Raw genomic sequence first — 16911 nt, forward strand, 5'->3', positions numbered from 1 at the left:
TCAGCTGACCCAGCCGGCGATCACCAGCAGCGCCAGCACCACCAGCCACAGCAGCAGCACCCGCCAGATCTGGCTCATCGCATCGCGCAATTCCGGCAAGCGCCGCAGCACCGGCACCACCATGCCGGCATCGCTGTAGTCGTGCGCCTCTTCGTCGAGTTCGCCGCGCACGCTGGCGCAGGCCACCGGGCCGAGGAAGCCGCTGTCCAGCTGCCAGCGATTGCCGCCGGCCGCGCGCCAGGCGCCGAACACGGTCTCGAAGTTGCCGACCAGCGCCAGCGAGAAGGTCATCAGCTGCGCCACCGGCCATTCCATCGCGGCCAGCACGGTGCGCGCACCGAGTGCGGTGGCCAGCGGCAGCCGAGGCGCATACGGGCCGACCGCGGCCAGCGCCAGCAGGCGATAGCCGAGCGCGCCGAACGGCCCCAGCAGCAGGAACCAGAACAGCACCGCGAACCAGCGCCGCAACGCGCTGACCGCCACCGCCTCCACCAGTCCCGCCGGATCCTCGCGCGGCGGTCCGCCATCGGCCTGCAGCTGCGCGACCGCCACGCGCCGCGCGGCGACGTCGTCGGCCTCGATCACCGCTTCCACGTCGGTATCCAGGTCGCGCGGCCCCCAGCTGAAGGCCAGCACCAGCACGCCGAACAGCAGCGCCAGCAGGCCCAGGTGCGGCGCGGCGAGCAGCCACTGCAGCAGGCCCACCAGCAGCAAGGCCGGCAGCAACGCCAGCGCGATGCCGTAGCGGCCGCGCCAGCCGCTGCCTTCGCCGGCGTGCGCATCCAGCCACGACAGCCAGTCGCCATAGGCATCGAAGCGGCGCAGCGAGGCCACCATGCCGGGCGCGACATGGCCCAGCACCAGGGCAACGATCACAGCGACGAGGGTAGTGAACATGCAGGTCCTCCGGGACCGTTCTGAAGCGTGTGCCGCGGCGGGCGCCGGCACGGCAGTGCGGCTAGGCGTCGTGGTCGCCGCCGCGGCGGTACCAGTCCTCGACCAGCGCGCGCGCGATGGAGATCCGCGGTGGCAGGCGCAGGCCGTGCCCGTCGTCGGCGCTGTCGCCCTGCGCCGCGGCGCGCTGCAGGGCGGCGCCGATCTCGTCGCGTTCGAACCAGCGCGCATCCTCCAGCTCGCCATCTACCTGCGGCGCGTCGGGTTCGGCCAAGGCGCGGAAGCCGAGCATCAGCGCGCCGGGGAACGGCCAGGGCTGCGCGCCGTAATAGCGGCAGCTGCCAGGCCGGACCCGCACCTGGGTCTCCTCGGCCACCTCGCGCGCCACGGTCTGCTCCAGCGACTCGCCCGGCTCGACGAAGCCGGCGATCACCGAATAGCGCCGCGCCGGCCAGCTCGCCTGGCGCCCCAGCAGCAGCCGCGCACCGTCGCTGACCGCCACGATCACCGCCGGATCCACGCGCGGATAGTGTTCGCTGGCGCATTGCGTGCACACACCGAGAAAGCCGCCGCGGCGAAACGCAATGGCGCCGCCGCAGACGCCGCAGAAGCGCGTGCGCGACTGCCAGTGCAGCATGCCGCGGGCATAGGCGAACAGGCCCGAGGCGAGCGCCGGCCACTCGGCCGCGGCGCGGCGCAGGTCCATGCGCTGCGGCGGATCGATGTCGGCGTCGCGCATGCCCGCCCCCACCGCGAACCAGGCATCGCCATCGCGCAGGCCGAGAAAGATCGCCTGCTCGACCACGTCGCCCAGCGCCGCGCCGGTCAGCGCCAGCGGCTGGCCGTGCGCATCGGCGTAGGCATTGCCATCGGCATCGAGCAGCAGCAGGCGCGCGGCGGGCCAGGCGCGGCGCAGGGCTTCGGGATCGTTGCGCAGCGAGTCGGCGCGGTCGACGACCGCGTCGGCGAACGCGAAGGAAACAGGCGTCAGGTCGGGCATGCGGCGCAGGGTGCAGGCAAACCGCGCATCCGGCAAGCCGCAGCGTGTCTACACGCTGAAGCTGCTGCCGCAGCCGCAGGTGGTCTTGGCGTTGGGATTGCGGATCACGAACTGCGCGCCATGCAGGCCTTCGCTGTAATCCACTTCCGCGCCCATCAGGTACTGCAGGCTCAGCGGGTCGACCAGCAGGGTGACCTCGTCGGTGCGCACCGACAGGTCGTCCTCGGCGCGGTTCTCGTCGAACTCGAAGCCGTACTGGAACCCGGAACAGCCGCCGCCCTGGATGTACACGCGCAACGCCAGCGCGTCGTTGCCTTCCTCGCGGATCAGCTCGCGCACCTTGGCCGCGGCGGCCTGGGTGAAGTTCAGCGGCCGCTCCAGCGACTGGTAGTCGGGCGCGGGCGCGGCACTGGGCAGGGAAACGAGAGTACTCATTGCGGCAGGATGGGGGCGGCCGGGAGCCGAATCAAGCATCCGCCGCGGTCAGCGCGCGCTGCGCCGGCTCGGCCTGCGGTTCTTCGTGCACGCGCTCCGGCGGCGCCAGCGCGGCCATGCTGCCGGCATGGATCAGCCGCCCGGTCAGCTGCGCACCGGCGTTCATCTCCACCACCTGGTAGTGCACGTTGCCCTGCACCCGCGCCTTCGGCGCCAGTTCCACGCGCTCGGCGGCATGCACGTCGCCGGTCAGCTGGCCGTTGATGATCACGATCGGCGCGCGCACCTCGCCCTCGATGCTGCCGTGCTCGGACAGGGTCAGCGTCGCCGGCGCGCCGTCCTCGGCCAGCACCTTGCCCAGGATGCGCCCTTCCACGTACAGGCCGCCGCTGAACACCAGGTCGCCCCGGATCACCACCTGCGCGCCGATCAGGGTATCCACCACGGTCTGGCCGCTGCTGCGGCCGTTCTTGCTTCCGAACATAAGCTGCCTATTCCCCTTTGCCGTTGCCGGCCAGTGTCCAATCGAAACTCTGGGTGACCGGCGCCCCTCCGCCGGACAGCGATACTCGCACCCGCTGCGGGGTGAAATCCTTGGGCAGGATCACGCTGCCGTCCAACTGCTGGAAATAGCGGAAGGAATAGTCCTGGCCGGGCACGCCGCTCTTCTGGTGCAGTTCGTCCCAGCCCACGCTGGTCAGCTTGCCGCCGCGCACGCCCTCCACCGCCAGGCGCATCTGGCCCTGGCTGATCGCGCCGCGGTTGAGGTTCTGGGTCAGCACCACGTTGTAGTGCCAGGTGCCGCCGGCCTCGGCCGAGAACTCCGCCGAATGCACGGTCAGGCCCTTGCGCTGGCTGGTGGCGCCGACCAGGCGTTCGTAGAAGGCCACGTCGGCGCGCAGCCCGGCGATCTCCTCGTCGCGCTCGGCCAGCGAACTCTGCACCTCGTTGTTGGCGGCGCGGCTGATCTGGTCGGAGCGGGCCAGGGTGGCCTGGCGCTGGTTGAGCGTGTCGATCTGCCGCTGCTGCGCCTGCAGCCTGGCTTCGGCCTGCCGCAGTTGCGTCCTGACCTCGCCCAGCTGCGGCGCGGCCCGGCGGCTGGCCAGCAGCCAGGTTCCCGCCAGCGACAGCAGCCAGACGATGGCGAGCAGCAACCACAGGCCGCGTCCGCGCACGGGCGCGGCGCCGTTGGGCACGATCTGGAAACGGGGTACGGGTCGGTTCATCGCCACAACCGCGCCACCGAGGAGGCAGCGGCGTCGATCCTCGCGGAGGGTAGGCCGGCCCGTTAGTGTAAGCCACGCATGGGCGCTGACTGTTACCGTCGGCGTCGCCGCCCAGCCGCAGCGCACATGCTGGCCTTCACCGCACGCTTGGCCGATAGTGGCCGCCACCCGCGCATCTGCAGGAGCGCCTTGCCATGACCGACGCCCACCTCTTCGCAATCGGCATCCTGCTGGCCTGGCTGGCCGGCATCCGTGTCTACCTGACCGTGTTCGGGATCGGCGTGGCCGGCCTGTGCGGCTGGCTAGAGTTGCCGCCGGCGCTGCAGGCGACCGCGTCGTGGTGGGTGCTCGGCACCTCCGGCGCGCTGGCGCTGGCCGAGTTCTTCGCCGACAAGATTCCCGGCGTGGATTCGGTCTGGGACCTGCTGCAGACCCTGACCCGGATCCCGGCCGGGGCGTTCCTGGCCGCGGCCACACTGTCCCAGGACGGCCAGCTGGGCGCCGGCGCGCTCGCCACCGGCGCCGGCGTCGCGCTCACCAGCCACGTGCTGAAGGCCGGCTCGCGCGCCTTGCTGAACACCTCGCCGGAACCGGCCAGCAACTGGATCGCCTCGCTGACCGAGGATTCGGTGGTGCTCGCCACTCTCGCGCTGGCCCTGGTGCATCCGTGGCTGGCGCTGGCCGTATTGCTTGGGGCGAGCGTGCTGGGTGCGCTGCTGGTGTGGTGGGTGTGGCGCACGCTGTGGCGCGGCGTCCGCCGTTTGCTGGCAGCGCCCGCGGACGCCGCCGTCGCCAGGCCGAGCCGAGAAGGCTCCCTGTCTTCGTGAACTTCATCGCATAATTGGGCGCGCACCAGGATGAAAGACGCGATGGCCGCAAGAGACACCGCACCATTTTCCAGCCGCGACGAACCGCGTTCGCGCAACGTCCGTGCCGAGACCCCGCCGCCGCACTACTGGCGGCGCTGGGCCGCCGACGCCGTGCCCGCCCCGCAAGCGCCGGCGCCCGAGCTGGCCCTGGCGCCGAGCGCGGAAGACGGCACAGCCGCCGCTGCCGCCGGCCCCCACACTGCGCCCCCCGCAGCGCCGAGCGCGGCCAGCGACGCAGCTGCGCCGCCGCAACCGCTGGACGCGCCGTATCGCATCCTGATCGTCGAGGACGACCGCTCGCAGGCCCTGTTCGCGCAGAGCGTGCTGCACGGCGCCGGCATGCAGGCGCAGGTGGAGATGCAGGCCGAAGGCGTGCAGCAGGCGATCGCCGACTACCGCCCCGACCTGATCCTGATGGACCTGCACATGCCCGGCCTGGACGGCATGCGCCTGACCGCGCTGATCCGCCAGCAACCGCAGCACCAGCTGCTGCCGATCGTGTTCCTGACCGGCGACCCGGATCCGGAGCTGCAATACGAGGTGCTCGACAGCGGCGCCGACGATTTCCTGACCAAGCCGATCCGGCCGCGGCACCTGATCGCCGCGGTCTCCAACCGCATCCGCCGCGCGCGCCAGCAGGCGCAGCAGAGCGCCAGCGACAGCGTGCCGCTGAACAATCCCGAGACTGGCCTGCCGACCCGCAGCCACGTGCTGCAGTTGCTCGGCGAGTCGCTGCGCACGCGCGCCGGCGGCGGCCTGTTCTTCATCGAGATCGCCAGCGCGCTGGGCCTGCGCGAACGCTACGGCTACGCCGCGTTCGAACGCCTGATGACCCAGGCCGGGCGCCGCCTGGCCAGCGTCACCGCGCCGCAGCCACTGGCCCGGCTCAACGACAACAGCTTCCTGCTGCTGGCCGCGGACAGCGACCTGGACGCGCTGCGGCAGCGCGCGCAGGCCTTGCGCGAAGCCCTGGCCAGCCATGCCTTCCCATTGCGCGACGACGAAGCCGTGCACCTGCGCTGCGCGATCGGCTATGCCGACCTGGCGCAAGGGTTCGAGGACGCCGGCAGCGCACTGGAAGCGGTCGAACGCACCGCGCTGCAAGCGCGCCTGCACCCGCAGGGCGTGGCCGCGTACGCGCCGCCGCGCGAGGACGAGGACCTGGGCCGCATCGCCATGTTCGAAGGCCAGCTGGAGCCGGCCTACCAGCCGATCGTCGCCGTCGCCGGCGGCGATACCGCGCAGTACCAGGTGCTGCTGCGCCTGCGCCAGCGCGACGGCACGCTGCTGTCGGCCGGGCAGGTGTTGCCCGCGGCCGAGGCCGGCGGGCGCATCGCCGACCTCGACCAGCAGGTGCTGGACCACGCGCTCGGCCTGCTGCACCTGTACCAGCACGCCACGCCGCCGCTGCGCCTGTTCGTGTCGCAGTCCTCGCGCACGCTGGCGCGCGGCGCCTTCGCCGAGTGGCTGGTCGAGGCGATCGGCCGCCGCGGCGTCACCGGTACCTCGCTGGTGATCGACCTGCGCCTGGACGATGCGCTGATCCACACGGTGACGCTGCAGCAGTTCTGCGCCCGGCTGATGCCGCTGGGCGTGCAGTTCTGCCTCAGCCAGTTCGAACCCGGCGCCGAGGCCGAGGCGCTGCTCAACCAGTTGCCGCTGGGCTACCTGCGCCTGTCCGCGCGCTTCGCCAACGCGCATGCCGATGCCGGACTGCGCGACCAGCTGCGCGCCGCGATCGACCTGGCGCACCGCGCCGGGCTGCTGATCATCGGCCAGCAGATCGAGGAAGCGCAGGCGGCCGCGGCGATGTGGATGGGCGGGGTCGATTTCATCCAGGGCAACCTGGTGCAGTCGGTCGGCGACGAACTGAACTTCGATTTCCAGAACGCGGTGCTGTAGCGATGCCCGCACGCCGGCGCCGGCCCCTGCCGTGGCTGGCCGCGTCGAGCGCGGCGAGCGCGGTCGCCGGCGCGCTGCTGGCGGTGCCGGTACTGGCGCCGCCGCCGTGGCATCTGCTGGCCCCGCTGTGCATCGGCAGCGCCGCGCTGCTGGCGGTGGTGGCCGGCTGGCGCGCGCAGCAGCAGGCCGGCGCGCTGGACGCGGCGCTGGCGCGCGCCGCATTGGCCGAATCCGAACGCGACGCGCTGCAGCGCGACGTACACCTGCGCGAACGCCTGGAACGGGAGCTGGTGCAGGCCAAGCAGGCCGCCGAGGCCGCGGCGATGGCCAAGGGCGAATTCCTGGCCACCATGAGCCACGAGATCCGCACCCCGCTCAACGGCATCATTCCGATGCTGGAACTGATCGCGCGCGGCCAGCTCGGCAGCGAGCAGCGCGAGATGCTGCGCGCCGCCAACGACTCCTCGCTGCAACTGCTGCGCATCGTCGACGACATCCTCGACTACTCCAAGCTGGAAGCGAACCGGCTGGAGCTGGAGATCACCAGCTTCAACCTGCGCGAACTGCTCGACGGCGTGCTGCAACTGATGCAGCGCTCGGCCGAGGCCAAGGGCCTGCGCGTGACCCTGCAGCTGGATCCGGCGGTGCGCCTGCCGGTACGCGGCGATCCGGTACGGCTGCGGCAGGTGCTGAGCAACCTGATCGGCAACGCGATCAAGTTCACCGCGCGCGGCGGCGTGGACCTGCGCGTGCGTCGCCTCGGCGAGACCCCGGCGCAGCACCTGCTGCGCCTGGAGGTGCGCGACACCGGCATCGGCATCAGCGCCGAGCAACAGGAACGGCTGTTCCGCTCCTTCACCCAGGCCGATGCCTCCACCACCCGCCTGTACGGCGGCACCGGCCTGGGCCTGGCGATCTGCAAGCGCATCGTCGACCTGATGGGCGGGCGCATCGGCGTGGAATCGGGCAGCGACCAGGGCGCCACGTTCTGGTTCGAGATCCCGCTGCTGAAGGTGATCGGCGACCTGCCGCAGCTCCAGGGCGGCCTGCCGCGGCTGCGTGCGCTGCTGGTCGGCGCCGACCTGCGCCTGTACCAGCGCCTGAAAGGGCTGCTGCCGAACTGGGGCGTGCAGCTGAGCAAGGTCGACTCGACCCAGGAAGCGCTGGAGCGGCTGCGCGCCGGCGGCGCCGCGCTGCCGCCCTACGACCTGGTGATCGGCGACCTCGACGGCCTGCGCCAGAGCGCACGCGCCCTGCAGCGCGCGGTCGGGCGCCTGCCGGCGCCGCATGGCGTGCGCCTGATCTGGCTGTACGGGGAAGTGGAGATTCCCGATGAGATCCGCGCGCACGGCGCGCTGCTGTCGCGGCAGGCGGCCGACCTGGACCTGCGCGGCATGCTGGCGCTGGCGCCGGCGGCGGGTTCGGCGCCCCTTGCCGCGCTGCTCTCGCCCGCGTCCGCACCCGAGCCCATTGCCGAGCCGGCGCCGACATCGGCCCCGGCTGGCGAACCGGCGCTGGACGCCGCGACCGCCCCGGCCTCGCCGCCCGCCGACTACCGCCTGCTGCTGGTCGAGGACAACCCGGTCAACCTGCTGGTCGCGCAGAAGCTGCTCGACGTGCTCGGCTACCGCAGCGACAGCGCCGCCGACGGCGCCGCCGCGCTGGCGCAACTGGACGCGCAGCGCTACGACCTGGTGTTGATGGACTGCCAGATGCCGGTCCTGGACGGCTACGCCGCCACCCGCCAATGGCGCCGGTCCGAAGCGGCGGACGCACGGCCGCGGCTGCCGATCGTGGCGATGACCGCCAACGCGATGGCCGGCGACCGCCAGCGCTGCCTGGAGGCCGGCATGGACGACTACCTGTCCAAGCCGGTCAACCGCGAACAGCTGGCGGAGTGCCTGCAACGCTGGCTGCCGCATCGCGCCGCCGATGCCGCGCCGGCCGCCGCAGCCGCCGCGATCCAGTTGGCTACCGATGCGGATGCGGCGGAGATCCCGCCAGTGCCAGTGCCAGTGCCGGTGCAGATGCCGATGCCGCCATCTGCGCACGTCGCGGCAACGCCCGTCGCCATCGTCGCCGATGCGGCGCCGATGCTGCCGCCGACGCCGACGCCGACGCCGCTGCCGGTGCTGGATATCGCCGTGCTCGACGAATTGCGCGAACTCGCCGGCAGCGCGACCACCGCGCAGATCGTCGAACTGTTCCTGGACGATGCGCCGCAGCTGATCCAGCGCCTGGAGCAGGCCGCCGCGATTCCGCAACTGGACCCGTTGCGCGACGCGGCGCACACGCTGAAGTCCTCGGCCGCCAACGTCGGCGCGCTGGCGCTGTCGGCCGCGGCCTCACGCATCGAAGCCGGCGTGCGCGCCCATCAGCTGGAGCGTCCCGCAGTCGCGGTGGCGCTGGTCATCGCCGAATTCGCGCGTGCCCGGCTGGCCTTGAAGGGCTACCGTAATACCTTGCGCGATGCCGCGGAAAGCGCCGCGCCGTAGGGCGGTTTTCTTTCCGTTTCAGAGTCGACCGGACCTCGCGGGAGCGACTTCAGTCGCTCCCGCACCACCCAGCCGGCTGCAAACACCTTGATGGAACGGCTCCACGGCCGTGCCCTGCATGCCTCGCTCTGCGTGCGGCTGGGACATCCCGATCCGGGACTCCTTGCCCGGATCGGGCAACTCCACTCAAGACGGAGCATCAAGCCGGACAAAGCGACCAGAGCACTGCCAGCGCGCCCGCCAGCAAGCGCCGGCGTCAGCCGCAAGAAGCCGCCGTCGCCGCTCAGTCCTCGAGCTTGGTCAGCAGGTAGTTCGGCTCGCCGATGCGGCCGATCAGATCGAGCTGGGTTTCCAGCCAGTCGATGTGCTCTTCCTCCGACTCCAGGATGTCGGCCAGCAGCTGGCGGCTGACGTAGTCCTGGATCGACTCGGCGTAGGCGATGCCTTCGCGCAAGGTGGTGGTGCCGTCCTGCTCCAGGGCCAGGTCGCACTCGAGGATTTCCTTCGGGTTCTCGCCGATGCGCAGCTTGCCCAGCGCCTGGAAGTTGGGCAGTCCCTCGAGGAACAGGATGCGGTCCGCCAACTTGTCGGCGTGCTTCATCTCGTCGATCGATTCCTTGTACTCGTGTTCGGCCAGTTCCTTCAGCCCCCAGTTCTTCAGCATCTTGGCATGCAGGAAGTACTGGTTGATCGCGGTCAACTCGTTGTAGAGGACCTTGTTGAGGAACTCGATGACCTTGCTGTCGCCCTTCATCGCAGCGCTCGCCCATGCGTGGAAAGCGCAGACTTTAGCGAATCGGCCGCGGCCGTGAAGGAACGCGAATCGTGATCATCCCGCTGCGCATCCGCACGGCGGCAGCGCGCGGCCTCAGGCGGCGCGGGCCAGGCCGCCCAGCACGGGCAGCGGCAGGTCGCGCCGCAGCGCGCGTTGCAGCAGATCGCCGGCCATGTCCAGGCAGGAGCCGCAGCTGGCACCGCAACCGGTGCGCATGGTCAGTTCGGACACGCTGCGGCAGCCGGCGTCGGCGGCTTCGCGGATCTGACGATCGGTGACCCCATTGCAGATACAGACGTACACGATGGCGTTGGCGGCGAACGGTGCGGACTGCACCTGCCGCCATTCAACCCAAAGTGAGAATGGTTGTCAATTCCGGGTGTTAATCGTTATTAATACGGGCGACCCAGGGACCGCCACGCTTGCGCGGACGCTTGCGCGGGCGCTCGTGGCCGGCATTGTTGCCGGGCATCCACGCTTCCTGCGCCAGGGTCGGCATGGCGCGGATGCCCGGCCCGGCGATGCTCTGCGCCAACGGCGCCAGATGCCGCAGCGCGCGGGCGTACACGCCGCGCTTGAACAGCACCACGTGCTCCACCGGGTACCAGAAGTCGACCCAGCGCCAATGGTCGAATTCCGGCGTCTCGGTCAGCTCCAGGTTCAACTCGCTCTCGTCGCAGCGCATCTGCAGCAGGAACCAGACCTGCTTCTGGCCGATGCACACCTGGCGTTCGTTGCGGCGGATGGCGCGGCTGGGCAGCCGATAGCGCAGCCAGCCAGGCGTGGCGCCGAGCACGTCGACGTGCTCGGGCAACAGCCCGGTCTCTTCACGCAACTCGCGGTACATGGCCTCGACCGGGGTCTCGTCGGTATTCATGCCGCCTTGCGGGAACTGCCAGCCATCCCGGCGCACGCGACGTGCCCAGAACACCTGACCGTCCGGCCGCATCAGCACGATGCCCACGTTCGGTCGATAACCGTCCGGATCGATCACGATGCGGACTCCTGAAAAATCTACTGGCTCCGACTCTGCCATGGCTGCGCCCGGCCCACAAGCGCGGCAAAAACCCGTTGACAGCCGCCCCATTTACTATAAGAATTGGCGGTTCACCAAGGCTATGTAGCTCAGCCGGTTAGAGCACAGCACTCATAATGCTGGGGTCGGTGGTTCGAGTCCACCCATAGCCACCATGGTGTCCACGCAGCAGGCGTGCGATAATTGCGATTCGCGACATTGCCCCGTCGCCAAGCGGTAAGGCACCTGACTCTGACTCAGGCATTCGGTGGTTCGAATCCATCCGGGGCAGCCAAACACACAAAAAAGGCCGATCGAAAGATCGGCTTTTTTGTGTGTTTGGCTGCGGGTTCGCGCAGGCGCGTTGCGCCTGCGCCCCACACCTTGCTGCGCAACCAGCCCTTCCGCCCCCACATCCCCGCGCCTGTCGGCGCGCCCCCTTGGACTCCAAGGGGGCTTTTCACCAGACGGTTGATGCAGATTGGACGCAAAGGACGCAAAGCCTCGGCGGGCGCCGTGCCCGGCGGCAAATACCATTGAGTGACACATCGCCCTGGGCACTGGGATCGGACGCGGGCGACCCATAACCGTCGCCACTGCTTGGATGACCCATCTCGATGGGGCGCCGACCACAAAGGCACGGACCCGAACTCCGAAACGACAAAAGCCCGGCCGAAGCCGGGCTTTTGCGTATTTTCCAGGGGAATCCCGAAGGATTCCACGCCAGGCGCGGTGGATCAGCGCTTGGAGAACTGGGTCGCGCGGCGGGCCTTGTGCAGACCGACCTTCTTGCGCTCGACTTCGCGGGCGTCGCGGGTCATGAAGCCGGCCTTGCGCAGCTCGGACTTCAGGGTTTCGTCGTACTCGACCAGCGCGCGGGCGATGCCCAGGCGGATCGCACCGGCCTGGCCGGTGGTGCCGCCGCCAGCGGCGGTGACGAAGATGTCGAAGCTCTCGGTGTTCTTGGTCAGCTCCAGCGGCTGGCGCACGATCATGCGCGCGGTCTCACGGCCGAAGAACTCGTCCAGCGGACGGTTGTTGACGGTGATGTTGCCGGTGCCCTTGCGCAGGAACACGCGGGCGGTGGAGGACTTGCGGCGGCCGGTGCCGTAGTTTTGCGTGATCGCCATGATTAGATATCCAGAACTTGCGGCTGCTGGGCGGTATGCGGATGCTCGGAGCCCTTGTAGACCTTGAGCTTGCGGTACATGGCGCGACCCAGCGGACCCTTCGGCAGCATGCCCTTGACCGCGATCTCGATGACGCGCTCGGGATGACGCTCCAGCGCCTGCGCCAAGGTCTCGGTCTTCAGGTTGCCGATGTAGCCGGTGAAGCGGTGGTACTTCTTGTCGTTGAGCTTGTTGCCGGTGACCGTGATCTTCTCGGCGTTGATCACCACCAGGTAATCGCCGGTATCGACGTGCGGGGTATAGACCGGCTTGTGCTTGCCGCGCAGACGGCGGGCCAATTCGGTGGAAAGCCGGCCCAGCGTTTTGCCGGCGGCGTCGACGAGATACCAGTCGCGCTGGACGGTCTCGGACTTAGCGGTGAAGGTGCTCATTGGAAGACTCGGTTGGTCGGGCGGATTCCGGCAGCACGCTGCCTGAACTTTGCCACGCGTTGTGAATTGCAAAAACGCAAGAGGCGAAATTCTACGCGCCGCCGCTGCCGCTTGCAAGTCCACCCCTGCCAAGGCCGCCAGGCACGGCCGCCGCGCTTGGCATCGCGGCGGCCCGAGGGGAAAATCGACTCCCCCATCTCTCCCGGCCCCTCGATGACGGCTCCCCGCCTGCATACCCCGCTCGACCGCGCCCTGGTCGAGGCCCAGCGCGCGCTGGAGACGGTGTTCGGCAATCCGCCGGCACAGCGCCCCTACCCGGCCGCGGCCACCGCCGACGTGGTGCTGGCGCCGGACGAACGCCGCCACGCCGCCGGATTGATGCGCATCAACCATGTCGGCGAGGTCTGCGCACAGGGCCTGTACTTCGGCCAGGCCGCGGTCGCCCGCGATCCGGCGACCCGCGCGCACCTGCTGGAGGCGGCACAGGAAGAGACCGACCATCTGGCCTGGTGCGCGGCGCGGCTGCGCGAACTGGACAGCCGCCCGAGTCTGTTCAACCCGGTCTGGTACGCCGGCAGCTATGCGATCGGCACCCTGGCCGGGCTGCGTGGCGACGGCTGGAACCTCGGCTTCGTGGTGGAGACCGAACGCCAGGTCGAGGCGCATCTGGACGAGCACCTGCAGACGCTGCCGCCGGCCGACCTGCGCAGCCGCGACGTGCTGAAGGTGATGAAGGCCGACGAGGCGCGCCATGCCGAGCATGCCGAACAGGCCGGTGCGCGGCGCTTGCCGGCGCCGATTCCGACCCTGATGGCCGCCGCGTCGCGGCTGATGAAAGCGGTCGCCTACCGGCTTTGAGCGGGGCGCGCCGCGCATGCCGCGGACGGTCGCGCTGGCGTTGCCGGCGCATTCGGGTTAAAGTGAACGAATGCTGACTGATTCCACGTCGGCCTTCCCTGTTCCAGCGACCGGCGGTTCCATCCCGGCACCGCCTGCACCCGATGCGCCATTGCGCCGAGCCATGCCGCTTGCGCTCGCCTTTCCGACCGACATGCCCGCACGCGCCAGCCACATTCCCTCGCCACTGACCCGCTGGCTCTCGCGCCTGCTGTTCGCCAGCCTGTTCGCGCTCGGTGGCGGCGCCCTGCTGTACCACCTGCTCGGCGACTACCGCCACGCCAGCGCGATCCTGTCCGACCACTCGGTGGCCACGGTGCCGGTGATCGCCGACGGCGCCTTCGGCGTGCACGCCGAGCCGCTGGTGCACTACCGCTTCCACTATGTCTTCGAGAGCAAGGGCCGGCTGCACCGCGGCACGTTCGAGGCCAGCGGCGCCGAGGCCGCGCCGCTGCTGCTCGACGGCGCGACGGTGGAGATCGCCTACGCCAATGCCGACCCGTCGCGCTTCGGCCGCCTGGACCAGTTGCAGCACGCCGGCAACCTCGGCGGCGTGCTGACCCGCCTGGCGATCGCGCTGTCGATCGCCGCATTGCTGGCCGCGGCCGCGCACCAAGTGCTGATCGGACGCGTGCTTGGCGCACGCCGTCCCGCCGTGGCCTGAGCCGTTCGCGGGCGGCGAGCGCCGAACCGACGCAGCTGCGCACTCTTTACTCTTTGAGGCACCCCTTCTTCTCGGGCTGCGCCCCGGCAGCACTCAGGACTGGACCAGCTTCAGGCCGGTCACGCCGGCCACGATCAGGCCGATGCAGGCCAGCCGCGCCGGCGCGGCGCTGTCGCCGAACAGCGCGATGCCCAGCGCCGCGGTGCCCAATGCGCCGATCCCGGTCCAGATCGCATACGCCGTGCCCAGCGGGATGTGCTTCAAGGCCTGGGTCAGCAGCCACAGGCTGATGCCGGCGCCGGCCAGCGTGCCCAGCGTCGGCCACAACCGGGTGAAGCCTTCGCTGTACTTGAGGCCGAGCGCGAAGCCGATTTCGAACAGGCCGGCGAGCAGCAGGTAGATCCATGGCATTGTCTGTCTCCGTAGACAAATGAAAACAAAAACGGCCCGATGTCTACACATCGGGCCGCCGTCGGCAGGGTTCGCAGCGCAAACGCTGCGGGGCGGGCCGTCCCGCCGAATGTGACGTGCTACTCGGCCAGATTGCGACCGTGGAACAGTTCCTCGATCTCGCGCTTGAGCAGCGCCTCGATGCGCATGCGCTCCTTGAACGACAGGTTCTTGGCCTTTTCCTCGAACAGGTACTGGTCCAGGTCGAAGTCCTTCAGGTGCATCTTGGTGTGGAAGATGTTCTCCTGGTAGACGTTGACGTCGAACATCTCGTAGCGCGCCTTGATGTTCTTGGCCAGGAAGTTCTGGATCGAATTGATCTTGTGATCGATGTAGTGCTTCTTGCCCTTCACGTCGCGGGTGAAGCCACGGATGCGGTAATCCATGATCACGATGTCCGATTCCAGCCGCTCGATCAGGTAATTGAGCGCCTTCAGCGGCGAGATCACCCCGCAGGTGGCCACGTCGATGTCGGCGCGGAAGGTCGCGATGCCGTGCTGCGGGTGGGTTTCCGGGTAGGTATGGACGGTGATGTGGCTCTTGTCCATGTGCGCGACCACCGCGTCGGAGATGATCTCCTTGCCGGCCAGCTTCTTGTCGATCACCGGCTCTTCGGAGATCAGGATGGTCACCGAGGCGCCCTGCGGATCGTAGTCCTGGCGCGCGATGTTGAGGATGTTGGCGCCGATGATCTCGGCCACATCGGTGAGGATCTCGGTCAGCCGGTCGGCGTCGTACTGCTCGTCGATGTACTCGATGTAGCGCTGGCGCTCCTCTTCCGAAACCGCGTAGCAGACGTCGTAGATGTTGAAGCTCAACGCCTTGGTGAGGTTGTTGAAACCTTGCAGCCTCAGGCGAGGCAACGGCTTGACCACGGGCGTGAATCCTCTAAAAGATGGATGGGGTAGAAAGGGCAGCAATTATGGGCCAAACGCGCCCGTAGCGAAACGTGGGGATTGGCGCTCGTTTGCCGCAGACAACGCGTCCCGTTAAGCTTCGGGACTCACGTAGTAGCGAAGCCGCCATGAGTCCCGGAAACACCTCCACTGCAACCCCTGTGCGCATCGCTCCAAGTCCTCTGACGTTGGACACCGCCACCATCGACCGCTTCCTGGCGCACAGCCATCGGCGTCGCTATCCGGCGCGGACCGACGTGTTCAGGCCCGGCGATCCGGCCGGCACCCTGTACTACGTCGTCAGCGGCTCGGTCAGCATCATCGCCGAGGAAGATGACGACCGCGAGCTGGTGCTGGGCTATTTCGGCAGCGGCGAGTTCGTCGGCGAGATGGGCCTGTTCATCGAATCGGACCAGCGCGAGGTGATCCTGCGCACCCGCACCCCGTGCGAACTGGCCGAGATCAGCTACGAACGGCTGCACCAGCTGTTCCTGGGCTCGCTGTCGGCGGATGCGCCGCGGGTGCTGTACGCGATCGGCGTGCAGCTGTCCAAGCGCCTGCTCGACACCTCGCGCAAGGCCAGCCGCCTGGCGTTCCTGGACGTCACCGACCGCATCGTGCGCACCCTGCACGACCTGGCGCAGGAACCGGAGGCGATGAGCCACCCGCAGGGCATGCAGCTGCGCGTGTCGCGGCAGGAGCTGGCGCGGCTGGTCGGCTGCTCGCGCGAGATGGCCGGGCGGGTGCTGAAGAAGCTGCAGGTCGACGGCCTGCTGCACGCCCGCGGCAAGACCGTGGTGCTGTACGGCGCGCGCTGAGCGCAAGGCCGCGACCGCGCGCCGCGCTGGCGGCGGCGGCCCCCCGCGATGGTCCTGAGCGAGACGTTCTATTGGTTCGTGCTGGTCGGCCTGGCGGCGCAGCTGGTCGATGGTGCGCTGGGCATGGCCTTCGGCCTGGTGTCCTCTTCCGTCCTGCTGAGCATGGGCCTGCCGCCGGCGGCGGTCAGCGCCAGCGTGCACAGCGCCGAAGTCTTCACCAGCGGCGCCTCGGGCCTGTCGCACCTGGCGCTGGGCAATGTCGACAAGCGCCTGTTCCTGCGCCTGGCGCTGCCGGGCATGGCCGGCGGCATCCTCGGCGCCTATGTGCTGACCCAGCTGCCGGGCGATGTGATCCGTCCGTTCGTGCATCTGTATCTGCTGGGCCTGGCGGTGCTGATCCTGCTGCGCGCCGCCGGCCGTGCGCTGCCGCCGCAGCAGGTGCAACGGGTGCCGCTGCTGGGCTTCGTCGCCGGCCTGCTCGACGCCAGCGGCGGTGGCGGCTGGGGACCGGTGGCGACCTCGACCCTGCTGGCGCGCGGCGGCCAGGCGCGCACCACGATCGGCACGGTCAACGCCGCCGAATTCCTGGTGACGCTGTCGATCTCGCTGACCTTCCTGCTGACGATGGGCGTCCAGCACCTGGACATCGTGCTCGGGCTGCTGGTCGGCGGCATGCTGGCCGCGCCGCTGGCGGCGGTGCTGGTCAAGCGCGTGCGCGAACGCTGGGTGCTGGTGGCGGTCGGCGTGCTGGTGCTCGGGATCAGCCTGTCCCAGATCGGCAGCGCGCTGTCTCGCTGGTGGGCCTAGCGGTCGGCGCACTCAAACGCCGTGTCGGCATGCGGAAAGTGCAGGCAAGCGGCCTGGCGTAACGCGCAACGCCCCTGCTTGCGGAACTGCGCGGTGCGGTCGTGTTTATTGGAGGTTCCGATTGTTCGCGTCGATGCGCGCGATGATCGGCAGCGTCGATGTCGCCAGCGCGCGGTTCGGGCGCAGCCGTCCAGGCGGACTGTCGCG

At 69.5% G+C, this 16911-nt stretch carries 19 protein-coding genes and 2 tRNA genes; 9 read left to right on the forward strand and 12 right to left on the reverse strand.

The annotated features are described in order from the left end of the window. The 5 genes from NRY95_20685 to NRY95_20705 form a co-directional block, all read right to left on the reverse strand. Nucleotides 1-897, reverse strand: a complete 897-nt coding sequence (locus NRY95_20685) for a hypothetical protein (protein UYC16071.1) — start codon at nt 895-897, stop codon at nt 1-3. A gap of 61 nt (nt 898-958) precedes the next feature. Further along, the gene (nudC, locus tag NRY95_20690) at nt 959-1894 is read right to left on the reverse strand and encodes an NAD(+) diphosphatase (GenBank protein ID UYC16072.1); all 936 of its coding nucleotides are present in this window, start codon (nt 1892-1894) and stop codon (nt 959-961) included. Between the two features lie 48 nt (nt 1895-1942). After that, nucleotides 1943-2329 (reverse strand): iron-sulfur cluster insertion protein ErpA, encoded by a 387-nt coding sequence (erpA, locus tag NRY95_20695; protein UYC16073.1) that lies wholly within the window; start codon nt 2327-2329, stop codon nt 1943-1945. Nucleotides 2330-2360: 31 nt separating this feature from the next. Continuing rightward, nucleotides 2361-2813 carry a polymer-forming cytoskeletal protein gene (locus tag NRY95_20700; protein UYC16074.1) on the reverse strand — a complete coding sequence of 151 codons (453 nt, stop codon included), beginning with the start codon at nt 2811-2813 and terminating at the stop codon, nt 2361-2363. A 7-nt stretch (nt 2814-2820) separates the two neighbouring features. Next, on the reverse strand, nt 2821-3555 hold the full coding sequence (locus NRY95_20705) for a hypothetical protein (protein UYC16075.1): 735 nt from the start codon (nt 3553-3555) through the stop codon (nt 2821-2823). 194 nt (nt 3556-3749) lie between these two features. Here NRY95_20705 and NRY95_20710 point away from each other — a divergent pair, with 194 nt between their 5' ends. The 3 genes from NRY95_20710 to NRY95_20720 are packed head-to-tail and all read left to right on the forward strand — an operon-like array spanning nt 3750 to nt 8821. Beyond that, on the forward strand, nt 3750-4382 hold the full coding sequence (locus tag NRY95_20710; GenBank protein UYC16076.1) for a DUF4126 domain-containing protein: 633 nt from the start codon (nt 3750-3752) through the stop codon (nt 4380-4382). Between the two features lie 42 nt (nt 4383-4424). Then, complete coding sequence (locus NRY95_20715; GenBank protein UYC16077.1) at nt 4425-6326, forward strand: EAL domain-containing protein; 1902 nt, start codon at nt 4425-4427, stop codon at nt 6324-6326. Between the two features lie 35 nt (nt 6327-6361). Beyond that, on the forward strand, nt 6362-8821 hold the full coding sequence (locus NRY95_20720) for an ATP-binding protein (protein UYC18652.1): 2460 nt from the start codon (nt 6362-6364) through the stop codon (nt 8819-8821). A 283-nt stretch (nt 8822-9104) separates the two neighbouring features. On the opposite strand, the gene bfr is transcribed toward NRY95_20720, so the two are convergent. The 3 genes from bfr to NRY95_20735 all read right to left on the reverse strand — a co-directional run bounded on the left by bfr (nt 9105) and on the right by NRY95_20735 (nt 10590). Next, nucleotides 9105-9575 carry a bacterioferritin gene (gene bfr, locus NRY95_20725; GenBank protein ID UYC16078.1) on the reverse strand — a complete coding sequence of 157 codons (471 nt, stop codon included), beginning with the start codon at nt 9573-9575 and terminating at the stop codon, nt 9105-9107. A 114-nt stretch (nt 9576-9689) separates the two neighbouring features. Then, nucleotides 9690-9899 carry a (2Fe-2S)-binding protein gene (locus NRY95_20730; GenBank protein UYC18653.1) on the reverse strand — a complete coding sequence of 70 codons (210 nt, stop codon included), beginning with the start codon at nt 9897-9899 and terminating at the stop codon, nt 9690-9692. A gap of 79 nt (nt 9900-9978) precedes the next feature. Then, nucleotides 9979-10590 (reverse strand): RNA pyrophosphohydrolase, encoded by a 612-nt coding sequence (locus NRY95_20735; GenBank protein ID UYC16079.1) that lies wholly within the window; start codon nt 10588-10590, stop codon nt 9979-9981. A gap of 120 nt (nt 10591-10710) precedes the next feature. Here NRY95_20735 and NRY95_20740 point away from each other — a divergent pair. Further along, a tRNA-Met gene (locus NRY95_20740) sits at nt 10711-10787 on the forward strand. Nucleotides 10788-10831: 44 nt separating this feature from the next. After that, a tRNA-Gln gene (locus NRY95_20745) sits at nt 10832-10906 on the forward strand. Nucleotides 10907-11348: 442 nt separating this feature from the next. On the opposite strand, the gene rpsI is transcribed toward NRY95_20745, so the two are convergent. Further along, nucleotides 11349-11741 (reverse strand): 30S ribosomal protein S9, encoded by a 393-nt coding sequence (gene rpsI / locus NRY95_20750; protein UYC16080.1) that lies wholly within the window; start codon nt 11739-11741, stop codon nt 11349-11351. 2 nt (nt 11742-11743) lie between these two features. Continuing rightward, nucleotides 11744-12172, reverse strand: coding sequence for a 50S ribosomal protein L13 (rplM, locus tag NRY95_20755; GenBank protein UYC16081.1), 429 nt, complete (start codon nt 12170-12172; stop codon nt 11744-11746). 213 nt (nt 12173-12385) lie between these two features. On the opposite strand from rplM, the gene coq7 reads away from it, so the two are divergent. Then, entirely contained in the window at nt 12386-13030 is a 645-nt protein-coding gene (coq7, locus tag NRY95_20760; GenBank protein UYC16082.1) for a 2-polyprenyl-3-methyl-6-methoxy-1,4-benzoquinone monooxygenase, read from the forward strand. Between the two features lie 163 nt (nt 13031-13193). Then, the gene (locus tag NRY95_20765) at nt 13194-13733 is read left to right on the forward strand and encodes a hypothetical protein (GenBank protein ID UYC16083.1); all 540 of its coding nucleotides are present in this window, start codon (nt 13194-13196) and stop codon (nt 13731-13733) included. Between the two features lie 93 nt (nt 13734-13826). Here NRY95_20765 and NRY95_20770 read toward each other — a convergent pair whose 3' ends face one another. Together NRY95_20770 and speD are read right to left on the reverse strand one after the other, a co-directional pair. Next, nucleotides 13827-14144 (reverse strand): multidrug efflux SMR transporter, encoded by a 318-nt coding sequence (locus NRY95_20770; protein ID UYC16084.1) that lies wholly within the window; start codon nt 14142-14144, stop codon nt 13827-13829. A gap of 119 nt (nt 14145-14263) precedes the next feature. Then, complete coding sequence (gene speD / locus NRY95_20775; protein UYC16085.1) at nt 14264-15058, reverse strand: adenosylmethionine decarboxylase; 795 nt, start codon at nt 15056-15058, stop codon at nt 14264-14266. 149 nt (nt 15059-15207) lie between these two features. Here speD and crp point away from each other — a divergent pair, with 149 nt between their 5' ends. Together crp and NRY95_20785 are read left to right on the forward strand one after the other, a co-directional pair. Beyond that, nucleotides 15208-15897 (forward strand): cAMP-activated global transcriptional regulator CRP, encoded by a 690-nt coding sequence (gene crp / locus NRY95_20780; protein UYC16086.1) that lies wholly within the window; start codon nt 15208-15210, stop codon nt 15895-15897. Between the two features lie 48 nt (nt 15898-15945). Then, the gene (locus NRY95_20785; protein UYC16087.1) at nt 15946-16704 is read left to right on the forward strand and encodes a sulfite exporter TauE/SafE family protein; all 759 of its coding nucleotides are present in this window, start codon (nt 15946-15948) and stop codon (nt 16702-16704) included. Nucleotides 16705-16911 lie beyond the last annotated feature (207 nt).

Source organism: Xanthomonas campestris pv. phormiicola (genome assembly GCA_025666215.1).
Taxonomy (GTDB): domain Bacteria; phylum Pseudomonadota; class Gammaproteobacteria; order Xanthomonadales; family Xanthomonadaceae; genus Xanthomonas_A; species Xanthomonas_A campestris_A.